At 62.1% G+C, this 22,821-nt stretch carries 26 protein-coding genes, 1 tRNA gene and 2 pseudogenes; 16 read left to right on the top strand and 13 right to left on the bottom strand.

Features of this window, described 5'->3' with window-relative positions; genetic code table 11:
* Nucleotides 1-122 precede the first annotated feature (122 nt).
* Nucleotides 123-569 carry a nuclear transport factor 2 family protein gene (locus JQ639_RS09365; RefSeq protein ID WP_211965837.1) on the top strand — a complete coding sequence of 149 codons (447 nt, stop codon included), beginning with the start codon at nucleotides 123-125 and terminating at the stop codon, nucleotides 567-569.
* 201 nt (nucleotides 570-770) lie between these two features.
* Here the strand turns inward: JQ639_RS09365 and JQ639_RS09360 are convergent, their stop codons facing one another.
* The 4 genes from JQ639_RS09360 to JQ639_RS09345 form a co-directional block, all read right to left on the bottom strand.
* The gene (locus tag JQ639_RS09360) at nucleotides 771-1,037 is read right to left on the bottom strand and encodes a hypothetical protein (RefSeq protein ID WP_211965836.1); all 267 of its coding nucleotides are present in this window, start codon (nucleotides 1,035-1,037) and stop codon (nucleotides 771-773) included.
* A gap of 161 nt (nucleotides 1,038-1,198) precedes the next feature.
* A complete protein-coding gene (locus tag JQ639_RS09355) occupies nucleotides 1,199-1,576 on the bottom strand; it encodes a TIGR02301 family protein (protein WP_211965835.1) in 378 nt (125 codons plus the stop codon).
* Nucleotides 1,577-1,653: 77 nt separating this feature from the next.
* Nucleotides 1,654-2,088, bottom strand: coding sequence for an NUDIX hydrolase (locus tag JQ639_RS09350; RefSeq protein WP_211965834.1), 435 nt, complete (start codon nucleotides 2,086-2,088; stop codon nucleotides 1,654-1,656).
* Nucleotides 2,088-2,603: a hypothetical protein gene (locus tag JQ639_RS09345; RefSeq protein WP_249123034.1), complete on the bottom strand. Its 516-nt coding sequence runs from the start codon at nucleotides 2,601-2,603 to the stop codon at nucleotides 2,088-2,090. Before JQ639_RS09345 ends, JQ639_RS09350 begins: the two co-directional genes overlap by 1 nt.
* 63 nt (nucleotides 2,604-2,666) lie before the next feature.
* On the opposite strand from JQ639_RS09345, the gene JQ639_RS09340 reads away from it, so the two are divergent.
* Entirely contained in the window at nucleotides 2,667-3,431 is a 765-nt protein-coding gene (locus JQ639_RS09340; RefSeq protein WP_211965833.1) for an SOS response-associated peptidase, read from the top strand.
* Between the two features lie 148 nt (nucleotides 3,432-3,579).
* Here JQ639_RS09340 and JQ639_RS09335 read toward each other — a convergent pair whose 3' ends face one another.
* From JQ639_RS09335 to JQ639_RS09325, 3 genes are read right to left on the bottom strand one after another with little or no spacing between them, the layout of a single operon-like run.
* The gene (locus JQ639_RS09335; RefSeq protein WP_211965832.1) at nucleotides 3,580-4,170 is read right to left on the bottom strand and encodes an NUDIX hydrolase; all 591 of its coding nucleotides are present in this window, start codon (nucleotides 4,168-4,170) and stop codon (nucleotides 3,580-3,582) included.
* Nucleotides 4,171-4,205: 35 nt separating this feature from the next.
* A complete protein-coding gene (locus JQ639_RS09330; protein WP_211965831.1) occupies nucleotides 4,206-5,633 on the bottom strand; it encodes an FAD-binding oxidoreductase in 1,428 nt (475 codons plus the stop codon).
* Between the two features lie 29 nt (nucleotides 5,634-5,662).
* Nucleotides 5,663-6,658 (bottom strand): L-threonylcarbamoyladenylate synthase, encoded by a 996-nt coding sequence (locus tag JQ639_RS09325; RefSeq protein WP_211965830.1) that lies wholly within the window; start codon nucleotides 6,656-6,658, stop codon nucleotides 5,663-5,665.
* Nucleotides 6,659-6,743: 85 nt separating this feature from the next.
* On the opposite strand from JQ639_RS09325, the gene JQ639_RS09320 reads away from it, so the two are divergent.
* A tRNA-Pro gene (locus tag JQ639_RS09320) sits at nucleotides 6,744-6,820 on the top strand.
* Here JQ639_RS09320 and JQ639_RS35245 read toward each other — a convergent pair.
* The 3 genes from JQ639_RS35245 to JQ639_RS09305 form a co-directional block, all read right to left on the bottom strand.
* Complete coding sequence (locus tag JQ639_RS35245; RefSeq protein ID WP_349644615.1) at nucleotides 6,799-7,071, bottom strand: site-specific integrase; 273 nt, start codon at nucleotides 7,069-7,071, stop codon at nucleotides 6,799-6,801. The genes JQ639_RS09320 and JQ639_RS35245 overlap by 22 nt on opposite strands.
* 1,201 nt (nucleotides 7,072-8,272) lie before the next feature.
* Complete coding sequence (locus JQ639_RS09310; protein ID WP_211965829.1) at nucleotides 8,273-8,881, bottom strand: FMN-dependent NADH-azoreductase; 609 nt, start codon at nucleotides 8,879-8,881, stop codon at nucleotides 8,273-8,275.
* A gap of 4 nt (nucleotides 8,882-8,885) precedes the next feature.
* Nucleotides 8,886-9,323 carry a nuclear transport factor 2 family protein gene (locus tag JQ639_RS09305; protein WP_211965828.1) on the bottom strand — a complete coding sequence of 146 codons (438 nt, stop codon included), beginning with the start codon at nucleotides 9,321-9,323 and terminating at the stop codon, nucleotides 8,886-8,888.
* Nucleotides 9,324-9,436: 113 nt separating this feature from the next.
* Between JQ639_RS09305 and JQ639_RS09300 the strand changes: the two genes are divergently transcribed.
* Both JQ639_RS09300 and JQ639_RS09295 read left to right on the top strand, forming a co-directional pair.
* A complete protein-coding gene (locus tag JQ639_RS09300) occupies nucleotides 9,437-9,832 on the top strand; it encodes a winged helix-turn-helix transcriptional regulator (protein WP_211965827.1) in 396 nt (131 codons plus the stop codon).
* 74 nt (nucleotides 9,833-9,906) lie between these two features.
* Nucleotides 9,907-10,221: pseudogene (locus JQ639_RS09295) on the top strand (integrase core domain-containing protein); the annotation flags it as partial.
* A 100-nt stretch (nucleotides 10,222-10,321) separates the two neighbouring features.
* Here the strand turns inward: JQ639_RS09295 and JQ639_RS09290 are convergent.
* Nucleotides 10,322-10,686, bottom strand: a pseudogene (locus tag JQ639_RS09290) (transposase family protein); the annotation flags it as partial.
* A gap of 231 nt (nucleotides 10,687-10,917) precedes the next feature.
* Here JQ639_RS09290 and JQ639_RS09285 point away from each other — a divergent pair.
* From JQ639_RS09285 to JQ639_RS09260, 6 genes are all read left to right on the top strand, one after another.
* Nucleotides 10,918-11,346 carry a tautomerase family protein gene (locus JQ639_RS09285; protein WP_211965826.1) on the top strand — a complete coding sequence of 143 codons (429 nt, stop codon included), beginning with the start codon at nucleotides 10,918-10,920 and terminating at the stop codon, nucleotides 11,344-11,346.
* Between the two features lie 150 nt (nucleotides 11,347-11,496).
* A complete protein-coding gene (locus JQ639_RS09280; RefSeq protein ID WP_211965825.1) occupies nucleotides 11,497-11,967 on the top strand; it encodes a (2Fe-2S)-binding protein in 471 nt (156 codons plus the stop codon).
* A gap of 2 nt (nucleotides 11,968-11,969) precedes the next feature.
* On the top strand, nucleotides 11,970-14,144 hold the full coding sequence (locus JQ639_RS09275; protein WP_211965824.1) for a xanthine dehydrogenase family protein molybdopterin-binding subunit: 2,175 nt from the start codon (nucleotides 11,970-11,972) through the stop codon (nucleotides 14,142-14,144).
* The gene (locus JQ639_RS09270) at nucleotides 14,141-14,569 is read left to right on the top strand and encodes a nuclear transport factor 2 family protein (protein ID WP_211965823.1); all 429 of its coding nucleotides are present in this window, start codon (nucleotides 14,141-14,143) and stop codon (nucleotides 14,567-14,569) included. Before JQ639_RS09275 ends, JQ639_RS09270 begins: the two co-directional genes overlap by 4 nt.
* A 123-nt stretch (nucleotides 14,570-14,692) precedes the next feature.
* Nucleotides 14,693-15,187, top strand: a complete 495-nt coding sequence (locus JQ639_RS09265) for a DUF3237 domain-containing protein (protein ID WP_211965822.1) — start codon at nucleotides 14,693-14,695, stop codon at nucleotides 15,185-15,187.
* Nucleotides 15,188-15,194: 7 nt separating this feature from the next.
* A complete protein-coding gene (locus tag JQ639_RS09260; protein ID WP_211965821.1) occupies nucleotides 15,195-16,415 on the top strand; it encodes an MFS transporter in 1,221 nt (406 codons plus the stop codon).
* Nucleotides 16,416-16,579: 164 nt separating this feature from the next.
* Here the strand turns inward: JQ639_RS09260 and JQ639_RS09255 are convergent, their stop codons facing one another.
* On the bottom strand, nucleotides 16,580-16,900 hold the full coding sequence (locus tag JQ639_RS09255; protein ID WP_211965820.1) for a hypothetical protein: 321 nt from the start codon (nucleotides 16,898-16,900) through the stop codon (nucleotides 16,580-16,582).
* A 211-nt stretch (nucleotides 16,901-17,111) separates the two neighbouring features.
* Here JQ639_RS09255 and JQ639_RS09250 point away from each other — a divergent pair, with 211 nt between their 5' ends.
* The 4 genes from JQ639_RS09250 (at nucleotide 17,112) to JQ639_RS09235 (ending at nucleotide 20,397) form a co-directional block, all read left to right on the top strand.
* The gene (locus JQ639_RS09250) at nucleotides 17,112-17,741 is read left to right on the top strand and encodes a flavin reductase family protein (RefSeq protein ID WP_211965819.1); all 630 of its coding nucleotides are present in this window, start codon (nucleotides 17,112-17,114) and stop codon (nucleotides 17,739-17,741) included.
* Nucleotides 17,742-17,935: 194 nt separating this feature from the next.
* Nucleotides 17,936-18,346: a nuclear transport factor 2-like protein gene (locus JQ639_RS09245; protein ID WP_211965818.1), complete on the top strand. Its 411-nt coding sequence runs from the start codon at nucleotides 17,936-17,938 to the stop codon at nucleotides 18,344-18,346.
* Between the two features lie 17 nt (nucleotides 18,347-18,363).
* Nucleotides 18,364-19,257 (top strand): EthD domain-containing protein, encoded by an 894-nt coding sequence (locus JQ639_RS09240; protein ID WP_211965817.1) that lies wholly within the window; start codon nucleotides 18,364-18,366, stop codon nucleotides 19,255-19,257.
* 27 nt (nucleotides 19,258-19,284) lie between these two features.
* A complete protein-coding gene (locus tag JQ639_RS09235) occupies nucleotides 19,285-20,397 on the top strand; it encodes an NADH:flavin oxidoreductase/NADH oxidase (RefSeq protein WP_211965816.1) in 1,113 nt (370 codons plus the stop codon).
* 62 nt (nucleotides 20,398-20,459) lie between these two features.
* On the opposite strand, the gene JQ639_RS09230 is transcribed toward JQ639_RS09235, so the two are convergent.
* Entirely contained in the window at nucleotides 20,460-21,449 is a 990-nt protein-coding gene (locus JQ639_RS09230; RefSeq protein ID WP_211965815.1) for a LysR family transcriptional regulator, read from the bottom strand.
* 326 nt (nucleotides 21,450-21,775) lie between these two features.
* Between JQ639_RS09230 and JQ639_RS09225 the strand changes: the two genes are divergently transcribed.
* Nucleotides 21,776-22,681 (top strand): helix-turn-helix transcriptional regulator, encoded by a 906-nt coding sequence (locus tag JQ639_RS09225; RefSeq protein WP_211965814.1) that lies wholly within the window; start codon nucleotides 21,776-21,778, stop codon nucleotides 22,679-22,681.
* Nucleotides 22,682-22,821 lie beyond the last annotated feature (140 nt).

Below are 22,821 nucleotides of genomic sequence, written 5' to 3'. Positions count from 1 at the left end.
GCGGCGATCCGGAGACGCGAAGGTGACGACGGCCGCCTGCGGCAATTGGCCGGTGACCGCTGCTCCATGCGATATGCTCTGCTCGAGGCGCGCCGGATGATGCGCGCCTGGAGGGCAGGGCCATGTCGACCGACGATGACGTGACGGCGATCGCGGCCGTGATTGCACGGCAGTTCGACAGCCTGAGCTGGCGCGACAGACGAGGCGGCGACTGGGATGCCTTCGCCGCTGATTTTCTGCCCGGTGCTGTACTGGTCGCCGCCGCGCGTCCGGCTGCTGTGCAGTCGGTCGAGGCCTTCGTCGCACGCATGCAGAGCCTCGCGGCCGGCGAGCTGCATACGCTGCAGGAGACGGTTCTCGGTCAGCACATCCGCGTATTCGGCAACATCGCCATTGCTGCCATCGGCTGTGGCATGGTGGAGAACGGCGCCGAGCAGTTGCCCAGTGTCGAGATGATGTTGCTGGTCAGGACCGACGGCGTCTGGCGGATCGTGGCGCAGGCCTGGGACAAGGTGGGCGACGGGCGGCCGTTGCCAGACGACCTTGCGGGACTTGGCTCCTCATCCTGACGAGCACGGGGAGCCGAGATCTCGCGTCAGGGGCCGAGGCATCGTGGCCTGGGGAAGCGAAGCGATACCCGGGGTCATGACGCGCCGGCCCGCATATCGCCGCGCTCATGCGCGCGGGCGGCCGAAATTTGTGACGAAGGTCTACCGGATGACGCGGCCTGGCTTCGCCTGCTCGGGGCGGGCGGGCAAGGACATGCCGGCTTACTGCCGGGAGCCGATGAGGGAGAACTCGCCGTTGCGGATGCGGCCGGGCAGGCCTTCGACGAACTTGGCGACCGCGTCCTCGCCGTAGGTGCTGACGAGTTCGGCGAACGCTGCGAACAGGCTGGCCTGGGCCAGGCAATCGCCGTCGATGCCGTCATGCCGTGCTTCCGCCCAGGCCTCGTTGAGGTAGCTGAGCGCAGCCTGCTTCTGCTCATGGTCCGGCAGCGGGTCGTGGGCAGTCGTGAAGGACGGCAAATGGCTCATGGAATGCAATGACCTGCGTGGCGCGCCCGCCGATGTGGCGGGTCGGCTGTGCGCAAAGCTTTAGCACGGGCCGGGCGGCGGCCTAGGTCAGTTCTTTAGGAAAGGTTAATGGCAGGAGGACGGGTTGTTGCTTTTGGAACCCGCTATTGCGCGGGCGCAGATCAGTTGGCGTAACGCGCCGTCAGATCGCGAGAAATCTTAGACCCTTCATCGAGATAGCGGCGAATCGCAAGTTGCGCCGCCGGGGTGCAGGTGCGGTAGGTCTGCTGGAAATTGTGGTAGCCGCGGTTGAAGCTGGCGATCATACGGGCGCGCCGGTCGCCGGATGGCGTCTCGGCATCCACAAGCGCTTGCATCTCGTTGCGCCACTTCATGCCCTCGTTGCTGCCGCAGATCGCCCGCAGATAGTGCAGCGAGCCGAGAATCTCGGCGAATCGCTGCAGGTCGGCGTCGAACGGGGCAGCCGCGTCCTGCGCCCGCGCGGCGGTCGGGCCGGCGGTGAGGGCGATCAGCAGAGCGATGGCTGAGAGCCTGAACATAGGGCGGGGATATGCCTGCTCGGAATGGCGGACGCAAGGCGAACGGGTTCCCGCCGGACGCGGGGCGGATGGCGCGGTCAGCTCCCGACCATGGCGCGGGCGGCGTGAATGATCTCGGCAAGGCCCTCGGTGGTCCGCAGCGGCCCGATCGCATCCGGGGCGAGCCATTTTGCGTCATCGAGTTCCTCGTTGAGCACAACCTCGCCGGCCAGCCAGCGGGTGGCGAACGACAGGATGACGAAGTGACCGTTGGCGCCGAGGTCCGGGTTCGGAAGCACCTCGCGCCAGCCGGACAGGCCAGCGATCTCGATCGTGAGGCTTGTCTCCTCGCGGACCTCGCGGGCAATGGCCTCGACCAGGGTTTCGCCGAATTCGACCCGCCCGCCAGGCAGGGTGTAGACGCCCTTGCCGGGCTGGCGGGCGCGGCGCACCAGCAGGATGCGGCCATCGCGGAAGATCGAGGCGCTGACCGCGAGTTGCGGCCGGATCGGCGCGGGTGAACCGGGACTCATCAGGCCGTCATGATACGGTCGACGTCGGCTTCGCCGTCGGCGCCGTTGATGATGCCGCCGGCGTGGGCGACCAGCGGCTTGACCCAGCCGGTCGCCTGGGTGGCGAGCTGCGCACGGCTGTGGTCGTGTTTGACCTGGCGCATCGCATCGCCTACCGCGGTGAGGATCGAGGTCATCGTGGTGGTGATGCTGTCGAACTCGCCGCGGATCGCCGGATCGGCTTCCTGATAGGCCTGGATGGCGAGATCGCGCGCCTTGAAGTTCGAGGCCTGGAAGTGTTCGGCGTAGGACAGCGGCTCCCAGCTGAGGAAGTCCTCGGCGCAGTCCGGCAGGTCCGGGATCATTTCCAGCAGCATGATGGCTTCATTGAAATGATTCAGGTAATCGGTGGCAAGGCCGGTGCGGGGATTGATATTGGCGGCGCGAAGCTTGGCGGCGCGCGCGGCATCCGCCGCTGTCACCTCACCGGGAGCGGCGGTATCGATCGAGGATATCTTCGGCGCCGGCAGGTTCATCTGCGAAAGTGTTAGGCGGCCAGGGTTAAGAGGCTCTGAAGATGATGGTATCGGGATGAGGAAATGTGCGGTCGCTACGTCCTTCTGACGGCGCCTGACGCCCTGCGCCAGCTGTTCGCCTATGGCGAGCAGCCCAACATGCCGGCGCGCTACAACATCGCGCCGACCCAGCCGGTGCCTGTGGTGCTGCACGACATGGGCGCGCGCCATTTCCTCCTGATGCGGTGGGCGTTCATGCCGGCTTGGGTCAAGGACCCGCGCGCCTTTGCGCTGGTCATCAACGCCCGTTCCGAGACGGTGCGGGAGAAGCCGGCGTTCAAGAACGCGATCAAGCGGCGGCGCTGCCTGCTGCCGGCCGATGGCTACTATGAGTGGCAGGACCGCGGCGGTCGCAAACAGCCATTCTATATCCGTCCGCGCGACGGTGCGCCCATGGCTTTTGCAGGAGTCGCGGAAACCTGGGTCGGGCCGAACGGCGAGGAAGTCGACACTGTTGCGATCGTCACGACCGCCGCTGCGCCGGACATGGCGGCGCTGCATCACCGCGTGCCGGTCACGATCGCGCCGGAGCACTTCGAGCGCTGGCTCGACTGTGCCGCCTTCAACGTCGATGCTGTGCTCGGCCTGATGGTGCCGCCGCGCGCCGGCGCGATGGTCTGGCACGAAGTCTCGACCGCGGTGAACCATGTCGCCAACGATGACCCGCAGCTCATCCTGCCGCTCACCGAGGAGCAGGCTGCTGCGGAGCGCGAGGCCGCTGAGGCCAGGAAGGCACCGCGTGCGCCCCGCGCGAAGGTCGTCGATGACAGCCAGGGATCGTTGTTCTAGAGGATCGCCCGTCTGAAAATCCGGGCTGTCATTCCGGACGGGGCACGTGAGCGGGCCGATCCGGAATCCCGCCACGCGGGCGGCGATCGGAGAGGTCGCGAATGCCGGATTCGCGCGCTTGTCGCGTGCGCCCTCGGAGTGATGGGGCCTATTCGCTGCGATTGAAAATCCGCAGCGCCGCGTGCTGCAGCAGCATGATGGTCTTGGCGTCGACGATGCGGCCGTCGACGATCATGGCCATCGCCTCGTCGAATGGCAGCTCCAGCACCTCGATGTCCTCGCCCTCGTCGGCGAGGCCGCCGCCGTCGCCGATCTTCATCGACGGATCGTACTCGGCGACGAAGAAGTGCAGCGTCTCGGTGACCGAGCCCGGGCTCATGAACGCCTCGAACACCTTGTGCACCTGTGCGATGCGGTAGCCGATTTCCTCCTCGGCCTCGGCGCGAATGCGCTCGTCCGGCGCGGCGCCGTCGAGCAGGCCGGCCGGCACCTCGATCATCAGGTCATCGTAGCCGCTGACGAAGGCGGGATAGCGCAACTGGCGCGTCAGGATGACGGTGCGGCGAGCGCGGTTGTACGGCAGCAGGGCTGCGCCGCTGCCGCGATCATAGGTCTCGCGGTGCTGGGTCTGCCAGGTGCCATCCGACCGCCGCCATGCGAAGGTGGTGGTCTTGAGGATGTACTTGTTGTCCGACAGCAGGCGGACATTCTCGACGCGGATGCGGTCGGCGATGCTCATGTCGGGGGAATCCTTCGGGGCGCGGGGGGCGGTGATCACACCACCTTGCCGGGATTGAGGATGCCGAGCGGGTCGAGTGTCGTCTTCAGCGTGCGCATCAGGTCGAGCGCGACCGGATCCTTGAAGTGGGGCAGCTCGTCGCGCTTCATGAAGCCGATGCCGTGCTCGGCCGAGATCGAGCCGCCGAGCCGCGCCACGATGGCGTGCACGGTCTCGTGCACTTCTTCCCAGCGCGCGAGGAAGGCGTCCTTGTCGGCGCCGGCCGGCTGGGTGATGTTGTAGTGGATGTTGCCGTCACCGAGATGACCGAATGGTACGGGACGCGCACCGGGGATGAGCTTGACTACGGCCTCGCTGGCTTCCGCGATCAACTGCGGCACCGCGGCAACGGGGACCGAGACGTCGTGCTTGATCGAGCCGCCCTCGGCCTTCTGCACAGGCGAGATCACCTCGCGCAGCGTCCAGAACGCCTGGCGCTGGTCGAGGTTGGCCGCGATCACCGCGTCGTCGACGAGGCCATCCTCCATGGCGCGCTCGAGGATCGCCTCGAGGGTGGCGCGGGCGTCGTCGCGCTGCGACGAGATCTCCATCAGCACATACCACGGATGACGGCTGGCCAACGGATCGCGGATGCCCGGTCCATGACGGACGCAGAAATCGATGCAGATCTCGGCGATCAGCTCGAAGCTCGTCAGTGTGCCCGCCGCTTCCGCCCGCGCCAGTGTCAGCAGCTTCAGCGCGGCCTCCGGCGAGGCGAGGCCGATGAAGGCGGTCTCGACCGCGCGCGGCTTGGGGAACAGCTTGAGCACCGCGGCGGTGATGATGCCGAGGGTGCCTTCCGCCCCGATGAACATGTCGCGCAGGTCGTAGCCGGTGTTGTCCTTCTTGAGCTTGGACAGCGCGTTGATGATGCGGCCGTCGGCCAGCACCACCTCGACGCCGAGGGCGAGGTCACGCGCCACGCCATAGGCCAGCGCCGCGGTGCCGCCGGCGTTGGTGGAGAGATTGCCGCCGATGGTGCAACTGCCCTCGGCGCCGAGGGACAGAGGAAACAGGCGGTCGGCGGCATCGGCGCGCTGCTGGGCGGTCGCCAGCACGACGCCGGCCTCGCAGGTCATGGTGTTGGATGCGAGGTCGATGTCGCGGATCTTGTCGAGCCGGCGCAGCGACAGCACGACCTCGCCATTGTGCGGCGTCTGGCCGCCGACGAGGCCGGTGTTGCCACCCTGCGGGACCAGCGCGGTGCGGGTCTCGCTGGCGAGCTTGCAGATCGCCGCGACCTCGGCGGTCGAGCCCGGGCGCAGCACCAGCTGGGAGCGGCCCTGGTAGAGGTTGCGCTCCTCCACGAGATAGGGGGCAAGGTCGTTGGGATCGGTGACGGCGTAACGCTCGCCGACGATGGCGGCAAAGCGCGCGATCAGGTCGGGCGACAGCGTGGGGGCGGGCCGGTCGGCGGTGCTCATGTCAGCTCCTTGAAAATGGTGCGGTTGCGTCAGTCCTGCGGCGCGGCGGCGCGGCGCAACCGGTCGTTGATGGCTTCCCCGAGATCGCTGTGGGGAATCGGCATCACGGCGATGCCGGCGGCGCCGGCACGGTCGAGCGTGCGCAGGTAGCCGAACAGGTGCGCCGCGGCCTCGACGAGGTCACCGGCGGGGGACAGGTTCAGGATCGCCGCGGCCTGCTCCGCGCCGGGGATCAGGGCAGGGCCGAAAGCCAGGAGGGCCTCGCCGGGGGCGAGGCTCGCCGCGTCGAGGCGCACGCGGGTGCGGGGTGCATAATGGGAGGTCAGCATGCCCGGCGCGAGCGGCCGGGGGCCATCCGCGCTGCCATGAGCCTCCGGGCCGGCGTCAGCGAGCCGCATGCCGAGCGCGGCCTCGATCGCCTCGCGCGGCACGCCGCCCGGGCGGAGCAGGGTCGGGGCTGCTAGACAGGCGACGATGGTCGATTCCACGCCGACCATGACCGGTCCGCCGTCGATGATCAGCTCGATTCGGCCGCTCAGGTCGCTTGCGACATGGGCGGCGGTGGTCGGCGAGACATGGCCGGAGAGGTTGGCCGAAGGCGCGGCGACCGGGCGGCCGAGCGCGGCCAGGATGCCGTGGGCCACCGGGTGGGCGGGGACGCGAATCGCCACGGTGTCGAGGCCCGCGGTGGCGAGGTCGGCCACCGGGCAGTCGTCGGTCTTCGGCAGCACCAGAGTTAGCGGCCCCGGCCAGAATTTTTCTGCGAGTTCCAGGCTACGGGCATCGAATCGGGCGAGCTTTCGGGCCGCCGCGAGATCCGCCACATGGGCGATGAGGGGGTTGAACGACGGGCGCCCCTTGGCCGCATACAGCCGGGCGATGGCCTCCGGATTGGTGGCATCGGCCCCGAGGCCGTAAACGGTCTCGGTCGGAAATGCCACCAGGCCGCCCCGGGCCAGGGTTTCGGCGGCTTTTTCCTGTGAATCGGGCCCCGCGGGCAGCGTCTCGGTGGTCGGTTTCGGCATTATGGAAGTGTTTTAGCTGAAGATTTTTCTTCAATAGCAGTTCTTGCGGTCTGCGAAACCCTTGGCTATAACGCCGCCTCCTAGTCGGAGTGTGGCTCAGCCCGGTAGAGCACTGCGTTCGGGACGCAGGGGTCGTAGGTTCAAATCCTACCACTCCGACCATGGTTTCTTTGGCTTTTTTGCCTGTCTTCCCGCTCACCATTCAGCCTGATCAGCGTTTCAACCACCGAAACGTGTTGGGGCTTTGATGTGATGACTGCCACTGCGCCCTGCATGAAGTCCGGGTGGTGGTGACCGTAAACCTTCTGCAAGGTTTCAACCGACATGCCGAGGTAGCCGGCGGCTTCCCAGGCCGGAGCAGCACGCTGCATCAGCAAGGTCGCCGCGGTATGCCGCAGGGTGTGCGGTGTCACCTTGTTGTCCAGGCCGGCGAGCCTTACCGCGCTCCGCCCCCCCTTTGGACCGAACTGACGGCATTGCCGTTGAATTCGATGAAATGTTGTCTGATCAGGCCGCGGTCGCGCCACCGCCGCATATGAGCGAGCAATCTTGGCGGCAAAGGCGCTGGTGGTTGCCGCTTCTTCGTCATTCGTCGGCCAATAGCCAGGCGGTAGAAGATGCCGCGATCAAGATCGACGTATGACTTGCCCTCGGTGGCGGTTGTGGGGCGGTACTGCCGTTCAATCGGCGGATATGAATACTGAATCGGTCGGCGTAAGTCGCAAGCTTATCGCTATCGGTGAGTGAGCTGGCCGCGCTAGTTATCATGTTCTTGCTGAGCTGGAGTCAGTTGGTGACCGATAAGGTTTTCGAAGAAATGGAGTCAGTCAGCGCACTGATAAGCAAATTCGTTTTTTCTTATCAGTTAAGGTCTGCTGCAGACGCGCTAGCCTTCCCATCGTGCTTCCAGGGAACAAACAGTCGATCGAGCGTGACATTGCATTGGCGCTCTGATGGCTCGGGTTAGTCGAATGTCGGTATCAGGCCGCAGTTCGGGAGGCACCAGGTCGCCCTTGCTAGGCTCCTCATTCCGAATGACGTACCTTCATCGGCGCGATATCTCTTAGTTCCGGTGTGCGTGCGGCGGCCTGGCTGCTCTAAACTGCTGTAATCAAGGCGGTACTCGATATCATTCTTGTCACGGCAGAGAGAGCAGCGGTCCGAGGTCCCGTTGACGGCCCATTTGTTGGACGATTGCATTCAGCAGAACGTCGCGGCTTGGACGGCCGACAAGGTCGAGTGTCCGCGCTCTATTGCTGGCTCGCTGGCCTCCCAAAATTGAGCGGCGAATTGCCGCGCTTAACTGCGAAGTGGATTAAGTTGGGCGATCTTGCGGTATGATTCGCCCGCCGATGGGCTTGCTCAGCCTCGTCATCCTCCATCTCACTTCCCTGCGGAGATTCCATGACGGGCGCCGAGAGGCTCTCTCGACACTCAACCCGTCACGGAAATCCCGGCTGCTCTTTCACTCTCAGGGCGCGTTGCAGGGCGGCTGTGCGAAAACGCTCGTCTGACTGCGATCGCAGGCCTAAGACCTTTTTGGGTCGCGCCACCTGAAGTTCGAGTCATTCTAGAGTTTAAACCGGACGATTCTGCTCAGCCGAACAGCGCGGACTACAGGGCAAGCGTCTCCACGGCTTCCGTCGCCCTCGACACGGCCCCGATCGCCAGGCTCGGGATGTTCGTTCCCTCGACCCGAACGGTCTGTACATCCGTGATGCCGATGAAGCCGAGGATCCGGCGCAGATAGGGCTCCACGTAGTCCCAAGGCCGCCACGGGCCTTCCGTGAAAACGCCGCCCGAAGCCAGAACCAGGATGGCATTCTTGTCCTTCGCCAGGCCGAGGGCGCTGCCATCGGCATATTGGAAGGTCCGGCCAGGTCGCACGACCAAGTCGATCCAGGCTTTGAGCGCCGAGGGAATCCCGAAATTCCACATCGGGGTCGCGATCACGAGAAGGTCGCTTGCCAGGAGCTCGTCAGTCAGCTCGTCGGATCGGCGAGCTAAGACCCTCAGGCGCTCCGTTTCGGCCGGATCCCTGGTGGTGATGGCGCGAAGCGTCGTCCCGTCCAGGTGGGGCAATGCCTCGGCCGCCAGATCGCGGCGGACGAGCCTGGCCGAGGGATAACGGGCGGCAAGTCGCGCAGCGAGCGTGTTGGCGACGGCGCGGCTCGCCGAGTCCGTCCCTCTCGGGCTTACTTCGATCATGAGGATCTGTTTCATGGCGTCAGCCCCGTGCCTGCGCCGTCAACGCGTTCCAGGCCGCGAGCGAGTCCATGTAGTCCCGCCAATGCGCGATTTTACGGTTCTCAATCCGGACGATTGAGCAAAAGCGGTTGTCGTACTGGACGCCGGTGGCGAGGATCGTCCCGTGGACCTCGTATTCGATGACGATGACACGGCCGTCGTCGGCCTTGTGGACCACTAGCTTGTCCGTGGCCTGCAGAGCGACGGCGCCGACATAGCCCTTGAACGCCGCCATCAGGTCGGTTCGACCAGTGATGATGCGCGGCCAGCCTGGTACCTCATAGAGCACCTCGTAGATCGTCTCGCTATTGAGGGTGTCGAAGAAGTGCTCGCCGTCGACGAGGTCGCTGAGCGCGACCCGGACCAGATCGAAGTAGGCGGCGGCTGGCGCATAGGCGGCATATTTCGAACTGACCATCTGGCTTTCCTTGAGCTGAAAAATTGCTTACCGAATGAGAGCTGCATATAAATCGGAAGCTTTCTTCGCAGAAGGAGGCACTTTGAGATCAGTCACTTACGTTGAGGTAAGTCATGGGCAAGCCGAACCCGATCCGACAGCTGGATCCCGCGGCGATCTGCAGGAGCTCTGACCCTCTGGCGGTCCGCGAGTTGCTGACCAAGATCGGCGACAAGTGGACGATCTTCGTCGTGCTCTCGCTCGACCTGCTCGGCGGGCGTGCACGGTTTTCAGAGCTCGAACGCGCCGTACCCGGGATTTCGCAGCGTATGCTGTCCAGCACCTTGAAGAATCTAGAACGCGACGGGCTGGCGATACGCGAGGTGTTTCCCAAGGTGCCGCCTCGCGTCGAATACGAGATTACCGACCTGGGAAAGAGCCTGCTGCGCCCGACACAAGGCTTGGTCGACTGGGCGAAGGACAATTGGGAGCAAGTCAGGCGAGCGCAGGGCAGATACGACCAGAGTTAACTACGAGAATCGCAGGAGATGACCCGGCTGGCGAAGCAAGCTCGCGTTCACTCTTTCCGATTTTTAGCCGCAGGTATCCGAAGACGATCCCTGTCGACCAGGGCGAGTTCGTCTCCCGCGACATGGACCTGTGGGCATACGCCCGGGGCGTCACGCTCGACTTCTCGCGGCCCGGCAAGCCGACCGACAATGCGTTCATCGAGGCGTTCAATGGGCGGTTCCGGGCGGAATACCTGAACGCCCACTAGTTCCTGACACTTGACGACGCGCGGATGAAAATGGAGGAATTGCGCAGATACTACAACGAAGATCGCCCACACGGAGCAATCGGCAACAAGTGCCCGATTGCGTTGAAACGTCCCGATGACGCACCCAGCCCGTCATCGTGACAAAGGCCCGAAACTGAATCTTCGGGCGGTCCAAAGAACGGGGGCGGACCAAAGCCAGAACTGAATCTCCTTATAAACGAGGGCAACTCGGGGAGCAGGTCAGCAGCATTGATCCAGATTTGAGCCGAGACAGCAGTTTTCCGGCAAGTCGAACGTCGTCCACCTCAACGGGGCTCAGCGCCAGCCGCACTGGGAGACCATTGCTATCGACGACCGCATGGATTTTCTCGTCAAGCCGCCTCGTGACCTTCCCATTGATGATTCGCACTGGTTCCTGGTGATGCAGGCTCCATGCTGGTGCACGCGGACAATCGAAGTATCGATCATCTGCACCGCGGCATCGTGGGCCGCGGCAAGCGCGTCTATGAGGACACGTCGATCGTTTACCCTGCGAATGCCACGCGGCTTGTTTGGCAGCATCGGCTTAATGGCAGTCCATTCAGACTCATTGAGTTCGTAGCGCATGATTGTCCCTCCAGTCGGAGTTTGAACTACGGGGTAGAGCGGACATCGACCTGCCGATAATCCCCGATCAAATTGTCAAAAATGACTCGTAGGTTACATTTTGCTCGGCCGAACGTTGGACCAAACTGTCCGAATTGTAAGGAAGCTGGCGCTGTTCTTCCGGGAAAGAAGCCCGCGTAAAACCAGATGGGGAAATACCGCCGCCGGTTCGACGGCAATTAGGAGCATAAAATGCCATTGCTGCGCTTCGATCTACTTGAAGGGCGTTCAGCCACAGAAGTGAAGGCGTTGCTCGATGCCGTGCATGAAGTCCTGGTGGAGGTTTTCGGTGTGCCGCTTCGAGACCGGTACCAGATCGTCCATCAACACAAAACTGAGCACTTCCTCGTTCAGGACACTGGCCTGGGTCTGGACCGTTCTAAAAACGTTGTCGTGCTGCAAGTCGTTACGCGGCCACGATCGAAAGACCAGAAGTTAGCTTTTTATCGGCAGCTTTGCCACCAGCTGAAGATGAAATGTGGCCTTAACCCGCAAGACCTGATCGTTTCGCTCGTTCAAAACACAGACGAAGATTGGTCGTTCGGACTTGGCGAAGCCCAGTTCGTTACCGGCGCCCTCGGAGGCGATCATAGCTCGCGCGGTACCAAAAGTTCTGTTTAGAGACAAAACAATGTTCGTCCTCGGACATTCCTGTCCGGAGTGACAAGAACTCCGCCGGTCTGGATGCTGCGGCATTCCACTGTACGCTCTTCCGGAACATTGCGCGGCGCGAGGCTGTCACGTCACGCGCTGGAAACGGAAGGATAAGGCATGGCTTATACCGTCAAAATCAACGGAAACACCCGCAGCGTCGATGTCGATGGCGACACGCCGCTGCTTTGGGTCTTGCGCGACGTGCTCGGAATGACGGGCACGAAATTTGGCTGCGGCATGGCGCTGTGCGGCGCATGCACAGTGCATGTTGACGGCTCCCCGGTTCGATCCTGCGTCACCACGATCGACAGCATCGGCACCTCGCAAGTGACGACGATCGAGGCGGTAGGCGCCACACCTTCGGGCGCCAAGATCCAAAAAGCGTGGCTCGACCGGGAGGTCGCACAATGCGGTTACTGCCAATCCGGTCAGATCATGTCGGCATCGGCGTTGCTGGCCGGCAACCCGCATCCAAGCGATGCTGACATCGACGATGCGATGAGCGGCAATATCTGCCGCTGCGGAACGTATGTGCGAATCCGCGAGGCCATTAAGCTTGCCGCGCAGACCAACGGAAAGGACGGCTAGTCATGATCCGCGATCGTGCAACTTCCCGCCCCCAGGGTACCGATTTTTCCCGGCGCAGCTTTCTCTTGACCAGCGCTGCCATCGGCAGCGGGATGGTGTTGAGTCTGAGTCTCCCGCTTGGCTCGAGCGAAGCGTCGACGGAAGCATTCGCGCCAAACGCCTTCATTCAGATCGGTAGCGACGGGCAGGTCGTGCTTATCATGCCCTATGTCGAGATGGGGCAGGGCACCTATACCTCGATTCCGATGTTGATCGCTGAGGAGCTCGAGGTGAGCCTGAGCCAGGTGCGGCTCGATCACGCGCCACCCAACGAAAAGCTCTATGCCAATCCGCTGCTCGGCGTGCAGGCCACCGGTAACTCAAACGCAATGCGCGGGGGATGGATGCCGATGCGCCAGGCCGGCGCGACGGCGCGAACCATGCTGGTCGCGGCTGCGGCCAAACGTTGGGGTGTCGATGCTAAGGTATGCCGCGCGCAGGACGGTCAAGTGGTGCATCAGCCGACCGGCCGGAAGCTGAAATACGGCGAGCTGGCGGCCGAAGCAGCAAAACTGCCGATTCCCGCGAACGTAACGCTCAAATCTCCCGACCAGTTCAAGTTGATCGGCACCCCGGTGAAGCGGCTTGACGGCCCATCAAAGGTCGACGGCACGGCGCAATACGGCATTGATGCGCGCCCTGCTGGCGTCAAGATCGCGACCTTGGCGCAATCTCCGGTGACGGGCGGACGCGTGAAGAGCCTCGATGACTCGGCAGCAAGGACCATCAAAGGTGTCCGCCAGGTGGTCCGCCTCGACGACGCCGTCGCCGTTGTAGCCGACCACATGGGGGCGGCGAAGAAGGGGCTCGCCGCCCTGAAGATCGAATGGGATGACGGCGAGAACAGTGCGCTTTCGACCGCAGACGTCGCGAAAGAACTGGCTGAGGCGACGCTCGGTAAAGGGTCGGTAGCGCAGACCGTCGGGAACGTCGACAAGGCAATGGCCTCCGCCGCCATCAAGGTGGAAGCCATCTATCAGCTTCCTTTCCTGGCACATGCCACGATGGAGCCTATGAATTGCACCGTGCATCTTCGCAAGGACGAATGCGAAATCTGGCTCGGTAACCAGGCGGTGACGCGTGTGCAGGCGATGGCCGCGAAAATCGCCGGGCTTCCGGTGGAGAAGGTCATCATCCATAACCACCTGATCGGGGGCGGCTTCGGCCGCCGGCTTGAGCCTGATGGGGCGATCTGCGCGGTGGAGATCGCCAAGCATGTGGATGGCCCGGTGAAGGTCGTGTGGACCCGGGAAGAAGATATCCAGCACGATCTGTATAGGCCGTATTGGTTCGACCGCATCTCTGCCGGGCTGGACGCGCAGGGCTTACCCATTGCCTGGAAAAACCACTTCGCCGGCTCCTCGGTGATCGCGCGCTGGGCGCCGCCGTTCTTCAAGAACGGCCTTGACGTGGACTCGACAGAGGGCGCGATCGATCTCGTCTACGACTTTCCGAATCTGCACGTCGAATTTTCGCGCGTCGAACCCAAGGTCGTCACGACCGGCTTCTGGCGGAGCGTCGGCCCCTCGCACAACGTGTTCGTGGTCGAGAGCTTTGTCGATGAGTTGGCCGCCGCCGCGAAGCAGGACCCCGTCGCCTATCGCCGCGCACTGCTCGGAAAATCGCCACGAGCGAAAGCCGTGCTTGATCTCGTTGCGGAGAAAGCGGGCTGGGGACAGCCGCTGCCGCCAAGGGTCGGTCGCGGCGTCTCGCTGCAATACGCCTTCGGCAGCTATCTCGCGCAGGTCGCGGAAGTGGAGGTCGCAAAAGACGGTTCTGTCCGCGTTCGCCGGGTGGTCTGTGCGATGGATTGCGGCACCATCGTCAATCCTGACACCGTGCAGGCTCAGCTTCAGAGTGGAATCATTTTCGGCACCACCGCCGCGCTTTACGGCGAGATCACGCTGAAGAACGGCCGTGTGGAGCAGGAAAACTTCGACACTTATCAGATGATCCGCCTCAATGAGGCGCCGGTGATCGAGGTTCACGTCGTCAAGAGCGTGGAGCCCCCTGGCGGAATGGGCGAAACCGGGACCTCCGGTATCACCCCTGCTATCGCCAATGCGATCTTTGCGGCCACGGGAAAACGCCTGCGCAAGATGCCGGTCGATTCTGCCGCCCTGAAGCAGCCCGCTTGAGCAAGACGGAGCTGCACATGCCAGGAAATCTGAATTCGGCTGCAGAGAAGAAAGCCTTCGTCATGGAGGCTTTCGACACCCTGTTCAACAAGCGTGACTACAAGGCCGCCGAGTCCTACTGGTCGCCTGATTATGTCCAGCATAGTGCGCACATTGCGCCCGGACGGGAAGGGCTGTTCGATCTGGTCAGGGCCTTACCCGCCGGGCATCGCCACGAAAGCGGCCTGGCTGCGGCCGAGGGAGATCTTGTCTTTCTCCAGAGCCGCTACAGCGGAACCGGTCAGCCGCGCGCGTTGATTACGATCGATATCGTCAGGATCTCTAATGGTCTTTTGGCGGAGCATTGGGATGTCTGGCAGATGGAAGCTTCCGCGACGGAGTCGAAGAGCGGGCTGCCGATGTTCGGCGCAAGATTTCCGGATTGATCGCCGCGATATGTACACCGACTATCCCGCTTACAGCGGCCGACGCAAACCTGAAAGGCTTTCGCCACATCTAATAGCCGGGGCAGCAAGGCCCATAGACGCAGCCGAAAGGGAGCCGCGAACATGTCGACCATCGCATACGAAAGTCTGCCTGAGACCCTGAAGACGGTTCGGACACGACCGTTGTTTGTGATGCGGCTCGACGTGCGCAGGCTCCAGGTCGTCGGGCAGGCGCCCAGTGTGCATCGGCGGGTCGGCGTCGTTTTCGGGGGCGCGTTCGAGGGCGAGCGCTTGTCTGGCGAGGTGCTGGATGGCGGCAACGATTGGCAATCGCTTCGCAGCGACGGATCGCTGGGATTGGATGTGCGGCTGATCCTCAAGACCAACGACAATGCCCTGATTGGCATGTCCTATCGCGGCATTCGGAACGGCCCGCCGGATGTCTTGAAGAGAATCGACCAGAGCGAGGTCGTTGATCCTTCAAGTTACTATTTCCGCATCAGTCCGATGTTCGAAGCCGCTGCCGAGAAATATCAATGGCTGAACCACATCGTCGGCATCGGGATTGGCCATCGGCAGGTGGATGGCCCGGTGTACAGTATCTTTGAAGTGTTGTGAGGCCGGCATGGGTGAGAGCCTATCGGCGGGAATGCAGTGGCTGCTCGGCACAGCGTGTGGGCTGTTAGTCGCCAGTCTCTATTACGCGCAGCCGCTCACGGGCCTCATCGGTCCTGCGCTGGGAATGCCGCCTGGGGCAGTTGGCCTGCTCGTAACGCTGCCCCTGGCCGGCTATGGAGTGGGCCTCCTGCTGGTAGTCCCACTGGGAGATTTGGTCGAAAACCGGCGGTTGGTGCTGGCTCTCGTGGCGCTGGAGGCCGGCGCCCTCGCATTGGTGTCTCAATTGTCCAATGCTCAAGCCTTCCTCTCGGCATCTTTCATGGTCGGATTGGCCGCTTCGGCCGTTCAGGTGCTGGTGCCTTACGTCACCTATCTCGCGCCGGAGGCTATTCGGGGCCGTGCCGTCGGCAGGGTCGTCAGCGGCGTGATGCTGGGCATCATGCTGGCTCGGCCGGTTTCGAGCATGGTCGCGCATCTCTGGTCGTGGCGAACCATATTCGGCATTTCTTCCGCCGCGATGCTGATCCTGTTCGCAATGCTGCGCATGTTCCTGCCCCCACGTGCGCCAGCGCCTGGATTGAGTTATCGCGCGCTGCTTCTGTCGCTGGGCGACATTTTCATTCACACCGAGGTCTTGCGGCGGCGGGCATTTTACCATGCCTGCATGTTCGGGGCATTCAGCGTGTTTTGGACCGCCGTGCCGCTTTGGCTCAGCGGACCGCGATTTGGCCTCTCGCAGAGCGGCATTGCCTGGGTGGCGTTCGCTGGTGTCGCTGGCGCGATCGCGCCTCCCTTCGCAGGCCACATGGCCGACCGAGGCTTCAGCCGGTTAGGTACGATTTGTGCGATGCTGCTGGCGTCGACCGCCTTTCTCCTTTCGGATCTGGCCCTTGCCACCCCCGCGCCGCTGGGACTTGGACTCATCGTTGCCGCCGCGATCGGACTGGATTTTGCGGTCTCGGCGAATCTCGTCTTCTGTCAGCGGGCGATCTACGCGCTCGACGTCGAGCGGCGTAGCCGGATCAACGGCCTGTTCATGGCCTCCTTCTTTGCGGGTGGGGCGGTCAGCTCCGCTGTGAGCGGTTGGTGCTATTCGAGGTGGGGCTGGCCCGGCGTTTCAGCCCTCGGTGTCGCAATGCCGATCCTCGCGCTATGTTATCTAGCCGGTGAGCGCGGCGCAGCTCCCACGCCTTCTGGTGAGGAACCACGTCAGGCCAACGCCGCTTGAGCGACCGGATAGTCGAGATATCCTTTTTCGTCCTGGGTGTACCAGGTGCTCATGTCGTCCGGCATCAGCGGCAGATGGTTTGCGAAGCGGCGCGGAAGGTCCGGATTGGCTAGAAAGAGCCTGCCAAAGCCGATTGCGTCGGCCTGTCCGCTGTCAAGTGCCGCTTACGCCTTGGCTTGATCGTAGTCGGTGTTGAGCACCAGCGGCCCCCCGAATGCCTTGCAGATCAGAGGTGCAATCGGCGGCCGATCTGCCCGTCCAAATGTTCCATCGTAGCCGGGCTCGCGAACGTCGAGGAACGCGATACCGAGTCCGGATAGGCTGCGAGCGACGGCTTCGAAAAGAGTCTCCGGATGACTGTCGTTGACGCCCCGCCGATCCCCGACGTGATCGCGGGTGTTACGAGCCCGGGTGAGGGGGGCCATCAGGATTCGGTTTGGAGCGCTGATCGTGCCTAGCTGGATGGGATCGAATAGGGAAGGCATCGGTGGTCTCCTTGCTCGCCAATTGTAGCAAGCAGCTAAGGTCTGATTCACTCGGGATAAGAGCCGCTTCGTTCCGGACATTTGGGACTTTTTAGACGATCACCAGCAAAGAGACGGCGTTGTCCGGAGTGTTCGGAAAAAAAGTCAGCTTTTCCTGATCGATTTTCACATCATCTGGCTGGAATGATCGTTCAGACCTCTGGAGTAGACCATGCAGTTTGACTTTACGACACTGAATGCGCAGCAGCGCTACAAACTTCTTGGCGCGACCATTGTGCCGCGGCCGATCGCCTGGGTGTCGTCGCTCGGGAGCGACGACCGCGTCAACGTCGCGCCGTTCTCATACTTTAATGTTTTCGGCGAGGATCCGCCCGTGGTAGCTTTCTCAATCTTGAACCGCTCCCTCGAAGATCAGAAGGATACGGGGCGCAATATTCGGGGTCAGCGCGAATTCGTGGTCAATCTTGTCAGCGAAGAAAATCTCGCGAAGATGAATGTCACCGCGATCGATTTTCCACCCAACGTCAGCGAACTGAGTGAGGCGAACCTCCATACGGTTCCGTCGCTGCATATCAAGACGCCGCGCATCGCAGAAAGCCACGTGTCGCTGGAATGCTCGGTGATGGACATCATCGCGCTTGGCAAGATGCGATCAATGGTGCTCGGCGAGGTGCTGGCGATGCACGTGCGAGACGATGCGGTGATCGACGCCGAACGGGGGTGGATTGACACGACGCGGTTGCAGTTAGTAGGCCGCACTGCGGCAAACTCCTACACGCGCACTACCGATGTCATTTCCTTGCACAGCATTCCGCTAGATAGTTGGAAGGTTTCTTCCTGAAAAGCGGCGGAAGCCTGATCGACAGAACGGGCGATACTTCCGCGGGCATTGCGGACCACGGCGTCCGTGCTGTTCGAACTGCTAAACGGTTTTTCCTGGGTCCGTAGCAGACTAATATAGCCCCAGGTTATCGGGCGGCGGCGATACGTCCGGAGAGCGACGACGATACAAAGACTAGTTTGGAGCGAAGCGGCATGGCCATCGCCGAAGGTGTGACTGAAGCCAATCGCGCGATCGTACGGTCCTTCTACGAAGGCGGCGGAAGGCATGACCTAGCAGGCTTCGCGAGCCAGCTGTCCGATCGTTTCGAGGTTTTCGTGCCGGACTACCTGCCTTGGGGCGGACGCTCCGACAAGACGCGCTACATCACCTGGGTGATCCCGCAAGTCGCGCGCAGCCTGGATTTTGGTCGCCTAAAATTCGACAGCCTAACTGCCGAGCAAAACCACGTCGTCGCGTTCATTGAAATAGGGGTGAAAGGAACGGACGATTCGATCCTTATTTCTGAGCATTGGGATCTGTTCGACAGCAAAGCCGTGAAACTTCGCGTCGCGTATTACGAACCCGGAATTCTCCTCAAGAAGCTGGGTCTGCCCGCGCTCTGACCGAAGGAAACAAGCAAATGACCGCTATGGATTACGCGAGCCGCGACAAGATGGTACGACAGCACACCTACGCCTCTGTACGCCGCCGCGATGGTCTGCCGCAGGACCTGTTCGCGAAATATTGGCGGGACGTCCACGGGCCGCTTTGTGCGCGTCTTCCCGGCCTCGGTTACTATGCTCAGCAACACTTCGATCGCGATCATCGTGCTAACCTCTGGCCGGTGGCGGATGGCGTACGCGAGATCGCCGCTACGCTGGACGGCGCTGCCGAGATCGGATTCGCGACGGAGGCCGACCAGGCATTGTTCGCCGAAGCGGGATCAATTCTGTACGAGGATGAGGCCAATTTCATCGGTGAAGCCGTAGCCTACAACATGCCTCACGGCGCCAAGACTTTGGTCGACCGTGACGAAGACGGCATCCGGAATGGCGCCGAACGTCTTCATCGAGTCCATGTCTATATGAACCGCGTTCCGGGAAATGACTCGGCCGACTGGCTCGTTGGTTTCGGTGCGGAGTTCGCGGCCAGTAGCGCGGTGCAGAAGCTGAAACTGCATTTGCCGGAGCCGTATAGTAACGCCCATCCGGCGCCGCCATCCCCGAACGTCGACCACATCGTCGGGGAGGATCGGCTCAATCTTGCGGTCATGGAAATTGCGTTCGAAAACGCGAGGGTTGCTCGCGAATTCTTCTCGGAGTCTGCTTTTCAAAAAGCGTTTGCTCGTCAATCGCGGCATGTCCAATCCATCGGCGCTTATCTTGTCACCGGCGTCTATACTTATGTTCGCGACGGCGTACCGACGCCGGCGGGGCTTCGCGGCAGCAGTCAGGCCGAACTCATCGACGCCGTCGGTGCGGCGAACCAACTCAGCGCCAAGGTGAACAAACTGTTCGTTCAGGGCGCTTCGTAATTTTCAATAACATTTGAAGGCATCCAGATGAGCGTCCTGTTCTCACCTTTGAAACTGCGCGAGATCACCCTGTCCAACCGCATCGTCGTATCGCCGATGTGCCAGTATTCGGCTGAAGACGGCGAACTCAACAGCTGGCATCTGGCTCATTTGTTGGGTCTGTCTATTTCCGGCGCAGGCATGCTTTGCACCGAAGGTACCGCTGTCACGCCTGAAGGCCGCATTACGCCAGGCGATCTCGGTCTTTGGGACGACAAAACCGAAGCATCTTTTGTGCCCGTCTTGGCCGCTATCAGGAAGTATTCAAAAGCCGCCGTTACGGTTCAGCTCGCGCATGCCGGCCGCAAGGCGTCGAGCCATGTGCCTTGGCGGGGTGGCGAGCAGATCTCTGTTTCCGACGGTGGTTGGGCGACGGAAGCGCCTTCAGCGCTGGAACACAAGCCCGGAGAGGCAAGGCCTCGCGAACTCGATTCCGCCGGAATGAAGAGGGTTCGCAGCGCCTTTGTCGAGGCGACAAAGCGGGCGGCCCGACTCGGATTCGATGGCGTCGAGATCCATGGCGCACATGGTTATCTGGTCCACGAGTTTCTCTCGCCAGTTTCCAATCAGCGAACCGACGAATACGGTGGCTCTTTGGCCAACCGCATGCGCTTTCCCCTCGAGATTTTCGAGGCAGTGCGTGAGGCCTTTCCTGCCGGTAAGCCGGTCGGCGTCAAGGTATCCGCCACCGACTGGATGGAAAACGGTTGGGACCTTGCACAAACAGTCGAGTACGCGAGGGAGTTGAAGAAGCGGGGCGCCGACTGGGTGACAGCGTCCTCCGGCGGGATATCTCCGCTACAAAAGATCAAGGCAGCTCCTGGCTATCAGCTTCCCTTTGCGGAGGGCGTCAAGAAAGGCGCGGAGGTCAACACCATCGCCGTTGGCCTGATCACGGAGCCGCGTCAGGCCGAGGAGATCGTCGCCAGCGGCACGGCCGATCTCGTCGCGCTCGCGCGGGCGATGCTTTACGATCCCCGCTGGGGCTGGCATGCGGCCGCTGAGCTCGGCGCAAAGGTGCAGGCGCCGCCCCCCTACTGGCGCGCAACACCGCACGGGCACCACGATCTATTCGGCGACGTGAACTCTGGGCTGCGCTGACGGGTAGAACCGTTCGCGAGCGCGCGTGCGAAGCGGACGGAAAATTGCGACGAAGAAAACCGTCACGCAACCTCGTCGAGGCGGTCGCCCCAGAATGCAACGGCTTCAGGCGGCTCGTCGTCGCGCGATACGCTCGTGCACTCCGCCAACCTGTTGCTCTCTTCGTCGCTGATCATCGAAGGCAAGTTCTCCGCGAGGAAATCGATGAATACGCGGAGTTTGGGCGGCATGAATCGGCTCGAAGGCCATGTGATACGAACGGTCTCTGAAGTGCGAATTTGATTGTCGAGAATACGAACCAGGCATCCTTCCTGGATCTCCCGCTGGACTGTGAAAAGCGGCAGGCAGGCGATGCCGTGCCCGAGCCTGACCAACCTGATCAAAGGCGTAATAGCGGTAACGGTCGCCTTTGTTGGCAAAGCCGCTTCGTGATCGCCCGACCGTAGTGGCCAACGCTTTGGTTTTCCTTTCCCAGCGGGTTTGTAGTGGAGGCAATCATGGGTCGCCAGATCGGCCGCCGTCCTCGGAACGCCCATGCGAGCCAAATAGTCGGGCGAACCCACGATTACGGAGCGAAGGGTTCCGAGACTGCGGGACATCAGCCGGGAATCTTCCGGCTCCTCGATCTGGATCGCCGCATCGTAGCTGCCTCCGATCAGGTCGCTTGGTTCGTCACAAAAATCCAGATCGAGCTCGATATCCGGATATTGTCGCATGAACAGACTGATGACGGGAGTCATGAAAGCACCGACCATCGGCAAGCTAATCCGCAGCTTCCCTTCCGGGGCAGACTTGCCGCGCACGAACTCCTGCTCGATCGATTTGATTTCCGAAATGATCCTCCGGCAACTCTGGAGGAATAGCTCACCTTCCTGAGTCAAAGTGATAGCGCGGGTATTTCGATTGAAGAGGCGCACTCCCAGCCGCTCCTCCAGCCTCGCAATCGCCTTGCCGATCGCGGACGATGATAAGCCCAGTTGCTGGCCGGCCAAGGTGAAATTCCCGGCTTCGGCTGTGCGGACAAAGGTAGCCAGAGCGCTGAGACTGTCCAAGTTTCGCCTCCGATCTCGAGCGGGACGAGCCACCGACTCCGAGAGAATCGGGATGTCGTCCCGGGCGGTTGAATTGAGCTGGACGACCCTCTCGATGCCTGCGAGGGCTGGCGCAGCCAGCGTTGCCGTAGAGATACGTGCCCGCCAGCCTAGAATATTTTAAAAAACGAGCCTACATTGAACAAAATGGCCCTGGCACCGGGCGAGCTAGGTTCTCAGCTCCGCGAGCGTGCCCCCCAATGGCTGGACTTTGGGCACTGGCCGGCAGGGCAGGGGAGCCGGATGCCACTATATTTTCTTGCTCGGCTCCGCCAGGAGGGGTGTGGATGCAGCAGCCTGAATCGATTGAAGAAATGCTCGCCAGGAGATTCCATGTCGAGCGTCCGACAACCCTGATTGCGAAGACGGTTTCGTCCGCTCCGATCATGTTTTCGCGGTTGCGGAGTACTCAAGCGATGCACGGCCGCTCGATGTCGGTGCCACCCGAAGATGCCTTTACGTTTCAAGTCCCCTTGAAGCTGCCCTTTTTCTCTGGATTGTGGACCGCCGGTAAGCGCCTCGCGCATAACCCTGCTTCCCCGGGGGACGCCTTTCTATTCGATCTCAACAACAATCCGACGGTCGGGTTGAACAATCCGTTCGACAGTCTTCGGTTCTTCATTCCACGAAAGTCGCTGGACGAGCTTGCTTTTGATCAGGGGCTTCGGGCGGTAGGCGGTCTTCGCTCAGCGGAATTCGGCAGTCGTGACATGGTGCTGTATGGCCTGGCTCAGGCGATCGTCGCAACCATGGAGCGGCCGGGCGAGGGCAATTCGCTATTCGCGGACTACGCCGCCTTGGCGTTTCACAGCCATATTGTCCGAGCCTATGGCAGCATATCGGCCCTTCAGCAGAGCCCGCGCGGATTGGCGGCGTGGCAGATGCGGCGTATCGCCGATTTCATCGATGCAAATTTAAGCGACGATATCTCGATCGACCAGCTTTCGAAGGAATGCGGCCTCTCGGCGCGCTACTTTGCGCGCGCTTTCAAGCAGTCGACCGGCATGCCGCCGCACCAATGGCTGATGAAACGGCGTGTCGACAAGGCAAAAGAACTACTCCAGATGGTAGACTGGGAGCTGACGGACATCGCGTCCACTTGCGGCTTCGTCGATCAGAGCCATTTTACCCGCGTCTTCTCGCGGGTTGAGGGCAATAGCCCCGGGCGGTGGCGCCGCGAGCGATGGCGATAGACGGCATATCGCCGACACTCCGGACTCGCAGACATATTTGTCCGGTGTCACATCAAGACTGACTCATAGAACCGGCGATAAGTCTGAGAATGACGCCATCGACCGCAAAGCCGAACGCCCATTCTTGGAATCGCGGGGTG

The sequence above is a fragment of the Bradyrhizobium sp. U87765 SZCCT0048 genome (genome assembly GCF_018131225.1).
Taxonomy (GTDB): domain Bacteria; phylum Pseudomonadota; class Alphaproteobacteria; order Rhizobiales; family Xanthobacteraceae; genus Bradyrhizobium_A.
The sequence above is the reverse complement of the archived record's forward strand: the minus strand, read 5'-3'. Positions and strand labels throughout refer to the sequence as shown.

Bases quoted from the DNA above. Each gene is read 5' to 3' on its own strand.
- JQ639_RS09300 (WP_211965827.1), top strand. From the start codon at position 9,437: ATGGGCAAGCCGAACCCGATCCGACAGCTGGATCCCGCGGCGATCTGC.
- JQ639_RS09240 (WP_211965817.1), top strand. From the start codon at position 18,364: ATGACCGCTATGGATTACGCGAGCCGCGACAAGATGGTACGACAGCAC.
- JQ639_RS09345 (WP_249123034.1), bottom strand. From the start codon at position 2,603: ATGAACCTGCCGGCGCCGAAGATATCCTCGATCGATACCGCCGCTCCC.
- JQ639_RS09365 (WP_211965837.1), top strand. From the start codon at position 123: ATGTCGACCGACGATGACGTGACGGCGATCGCGGCCGTGATTGCACGG.
- JQ639_RS09235 (WP_211965816.1), top strand. From the start codon at position 19,285: ATGAGCGTCCTGTTCTCACCTTTGAAACTGCGCGAGATCACCCTGTCC.
- JQ639_RS09355 (WP_211965835.1), bottom strand. From the start codon at position 1,576: ATGTTCAGGCTCTCAGCCATCGCTCTGCTGATCGCCCTCACCGCCGGC.
- JQ639_RS09305 (WP_211965828.1), bottom strand. From the start codon at position 9,323: ATGGTCAGTTCGAAATATGCCGCCTATGCGCCAGCCGCCGCCTACTTC.
- JQ639_RS09225 (WP_211965814.1), top strand. From the start codon at position 21,776: ATGCAGCAGCCTGAATCGATTGAAGAAATGCTCGCCAGGAGATTCCAT.
- JQ639_RS09330 (WP_211965831.1), bottom strand. From the start codon at position 5,633: ATGAGCACCGCCGACCGGCCCGCCCCCACGCTGTCGCCCGACCTGATC.
- JQ639_RS09310 (WP_211965829.1), bottom strand. From the start codon at position 8,881: ATGAAACAGATCCTCATGATCGAAGTAAGCCCGAGAGGGACGGACTCG.
- JQ639_RS09260 (WP_211965821.1), top strand. From the start codon at position 15,195: ATGGGTGAGAGCCTATCGGCGGGAATGCAGTGGCTGCTCGGCACAGCG.
- JQ639_RS09335 (WP_211965832.1), bottom strand. From the start codon at position 4,170: ATGAGCATCGCCGACCGCATCCGCGTCGAGAATGTCCGCCTGCTGTCG.
- JQ639_RS09245 (WP_211965818.1), top strand. From the start codon at position 17,936: ATGGCCATCGCCGAAGGTGTGACTGAAGCCAATCGCGCGATCGTACGG.
- JQ639_RS09265 (WP_211965822.1), top strand. From the start codon at position 14,693: ATGTCGACCATCGCATACGAAAGTCTGCCTGAGACCCTGAAGACGGTT.
- JQ639_RS09275 (WP_211965824.1), top strand. From the start codon at position 11,970: ATGATCCGCGATCGTGCAACTTCCCGCCCCCAGGGTACCGATTTTTCC.
- JQ639_RS09350 (WP_211965834.1), bottom strand. From the start codon at position 2,088: ATGAGTCCCGGTTCACCCGCGCCGATCCGGCCGCAACTCGCGGTCAGC.
- JQ639_RS09360 (WP_211965836.1), bottom strand. From the start codon at position 1,037: ATGAGCCATTTGCCGTCCTTCACGACTGCCCACGACCCGCTGCCGGAC.
- JQ639_RS09255 (WP_211965820.1), bottom strand. From the start codon at position 16,900: ATGCCTTCCCTATTCGATCCCATCCAGCTAGGCACGATCAGCGCTCCA.
- JQ639_RS09340 (WP_211965833.1), top strand. From the start codon at position 2,667: ATGTGCGGTCGCTACGTCCTTCTGACGGCGCCTGACGCCCTGCGCCAG.
- JQ639_RS09325 (WP_211965830.1), bottom strand. From the start codon at position 6,658: ATGCCGAAACCGACCACCGAGACGCTGCCCGCGGGGCCCGATTCACAG.
- JQ639_RS09250 (WP_211965819.1), top strand. From the start codon at position 17,112: ATGCAGTTTGACTTTACGACACTGAATGCGCAGCAGCGCTACAAACTT.
- JQ639_RS09285 (WP_211965826.1), top strand. From the start codon at position 10,918: ATGCCATTGCTGCGCTTCGATCTACTTGAAGGGCGTTCAGCCACAGAA.
- JQ639_RS09280 (WP_211965825.1), top strand. From the start codon at position 11,497: ATGGCTTATACCGTCAAAATCAACGGAAACACCCGCAGCGTCGATGTC.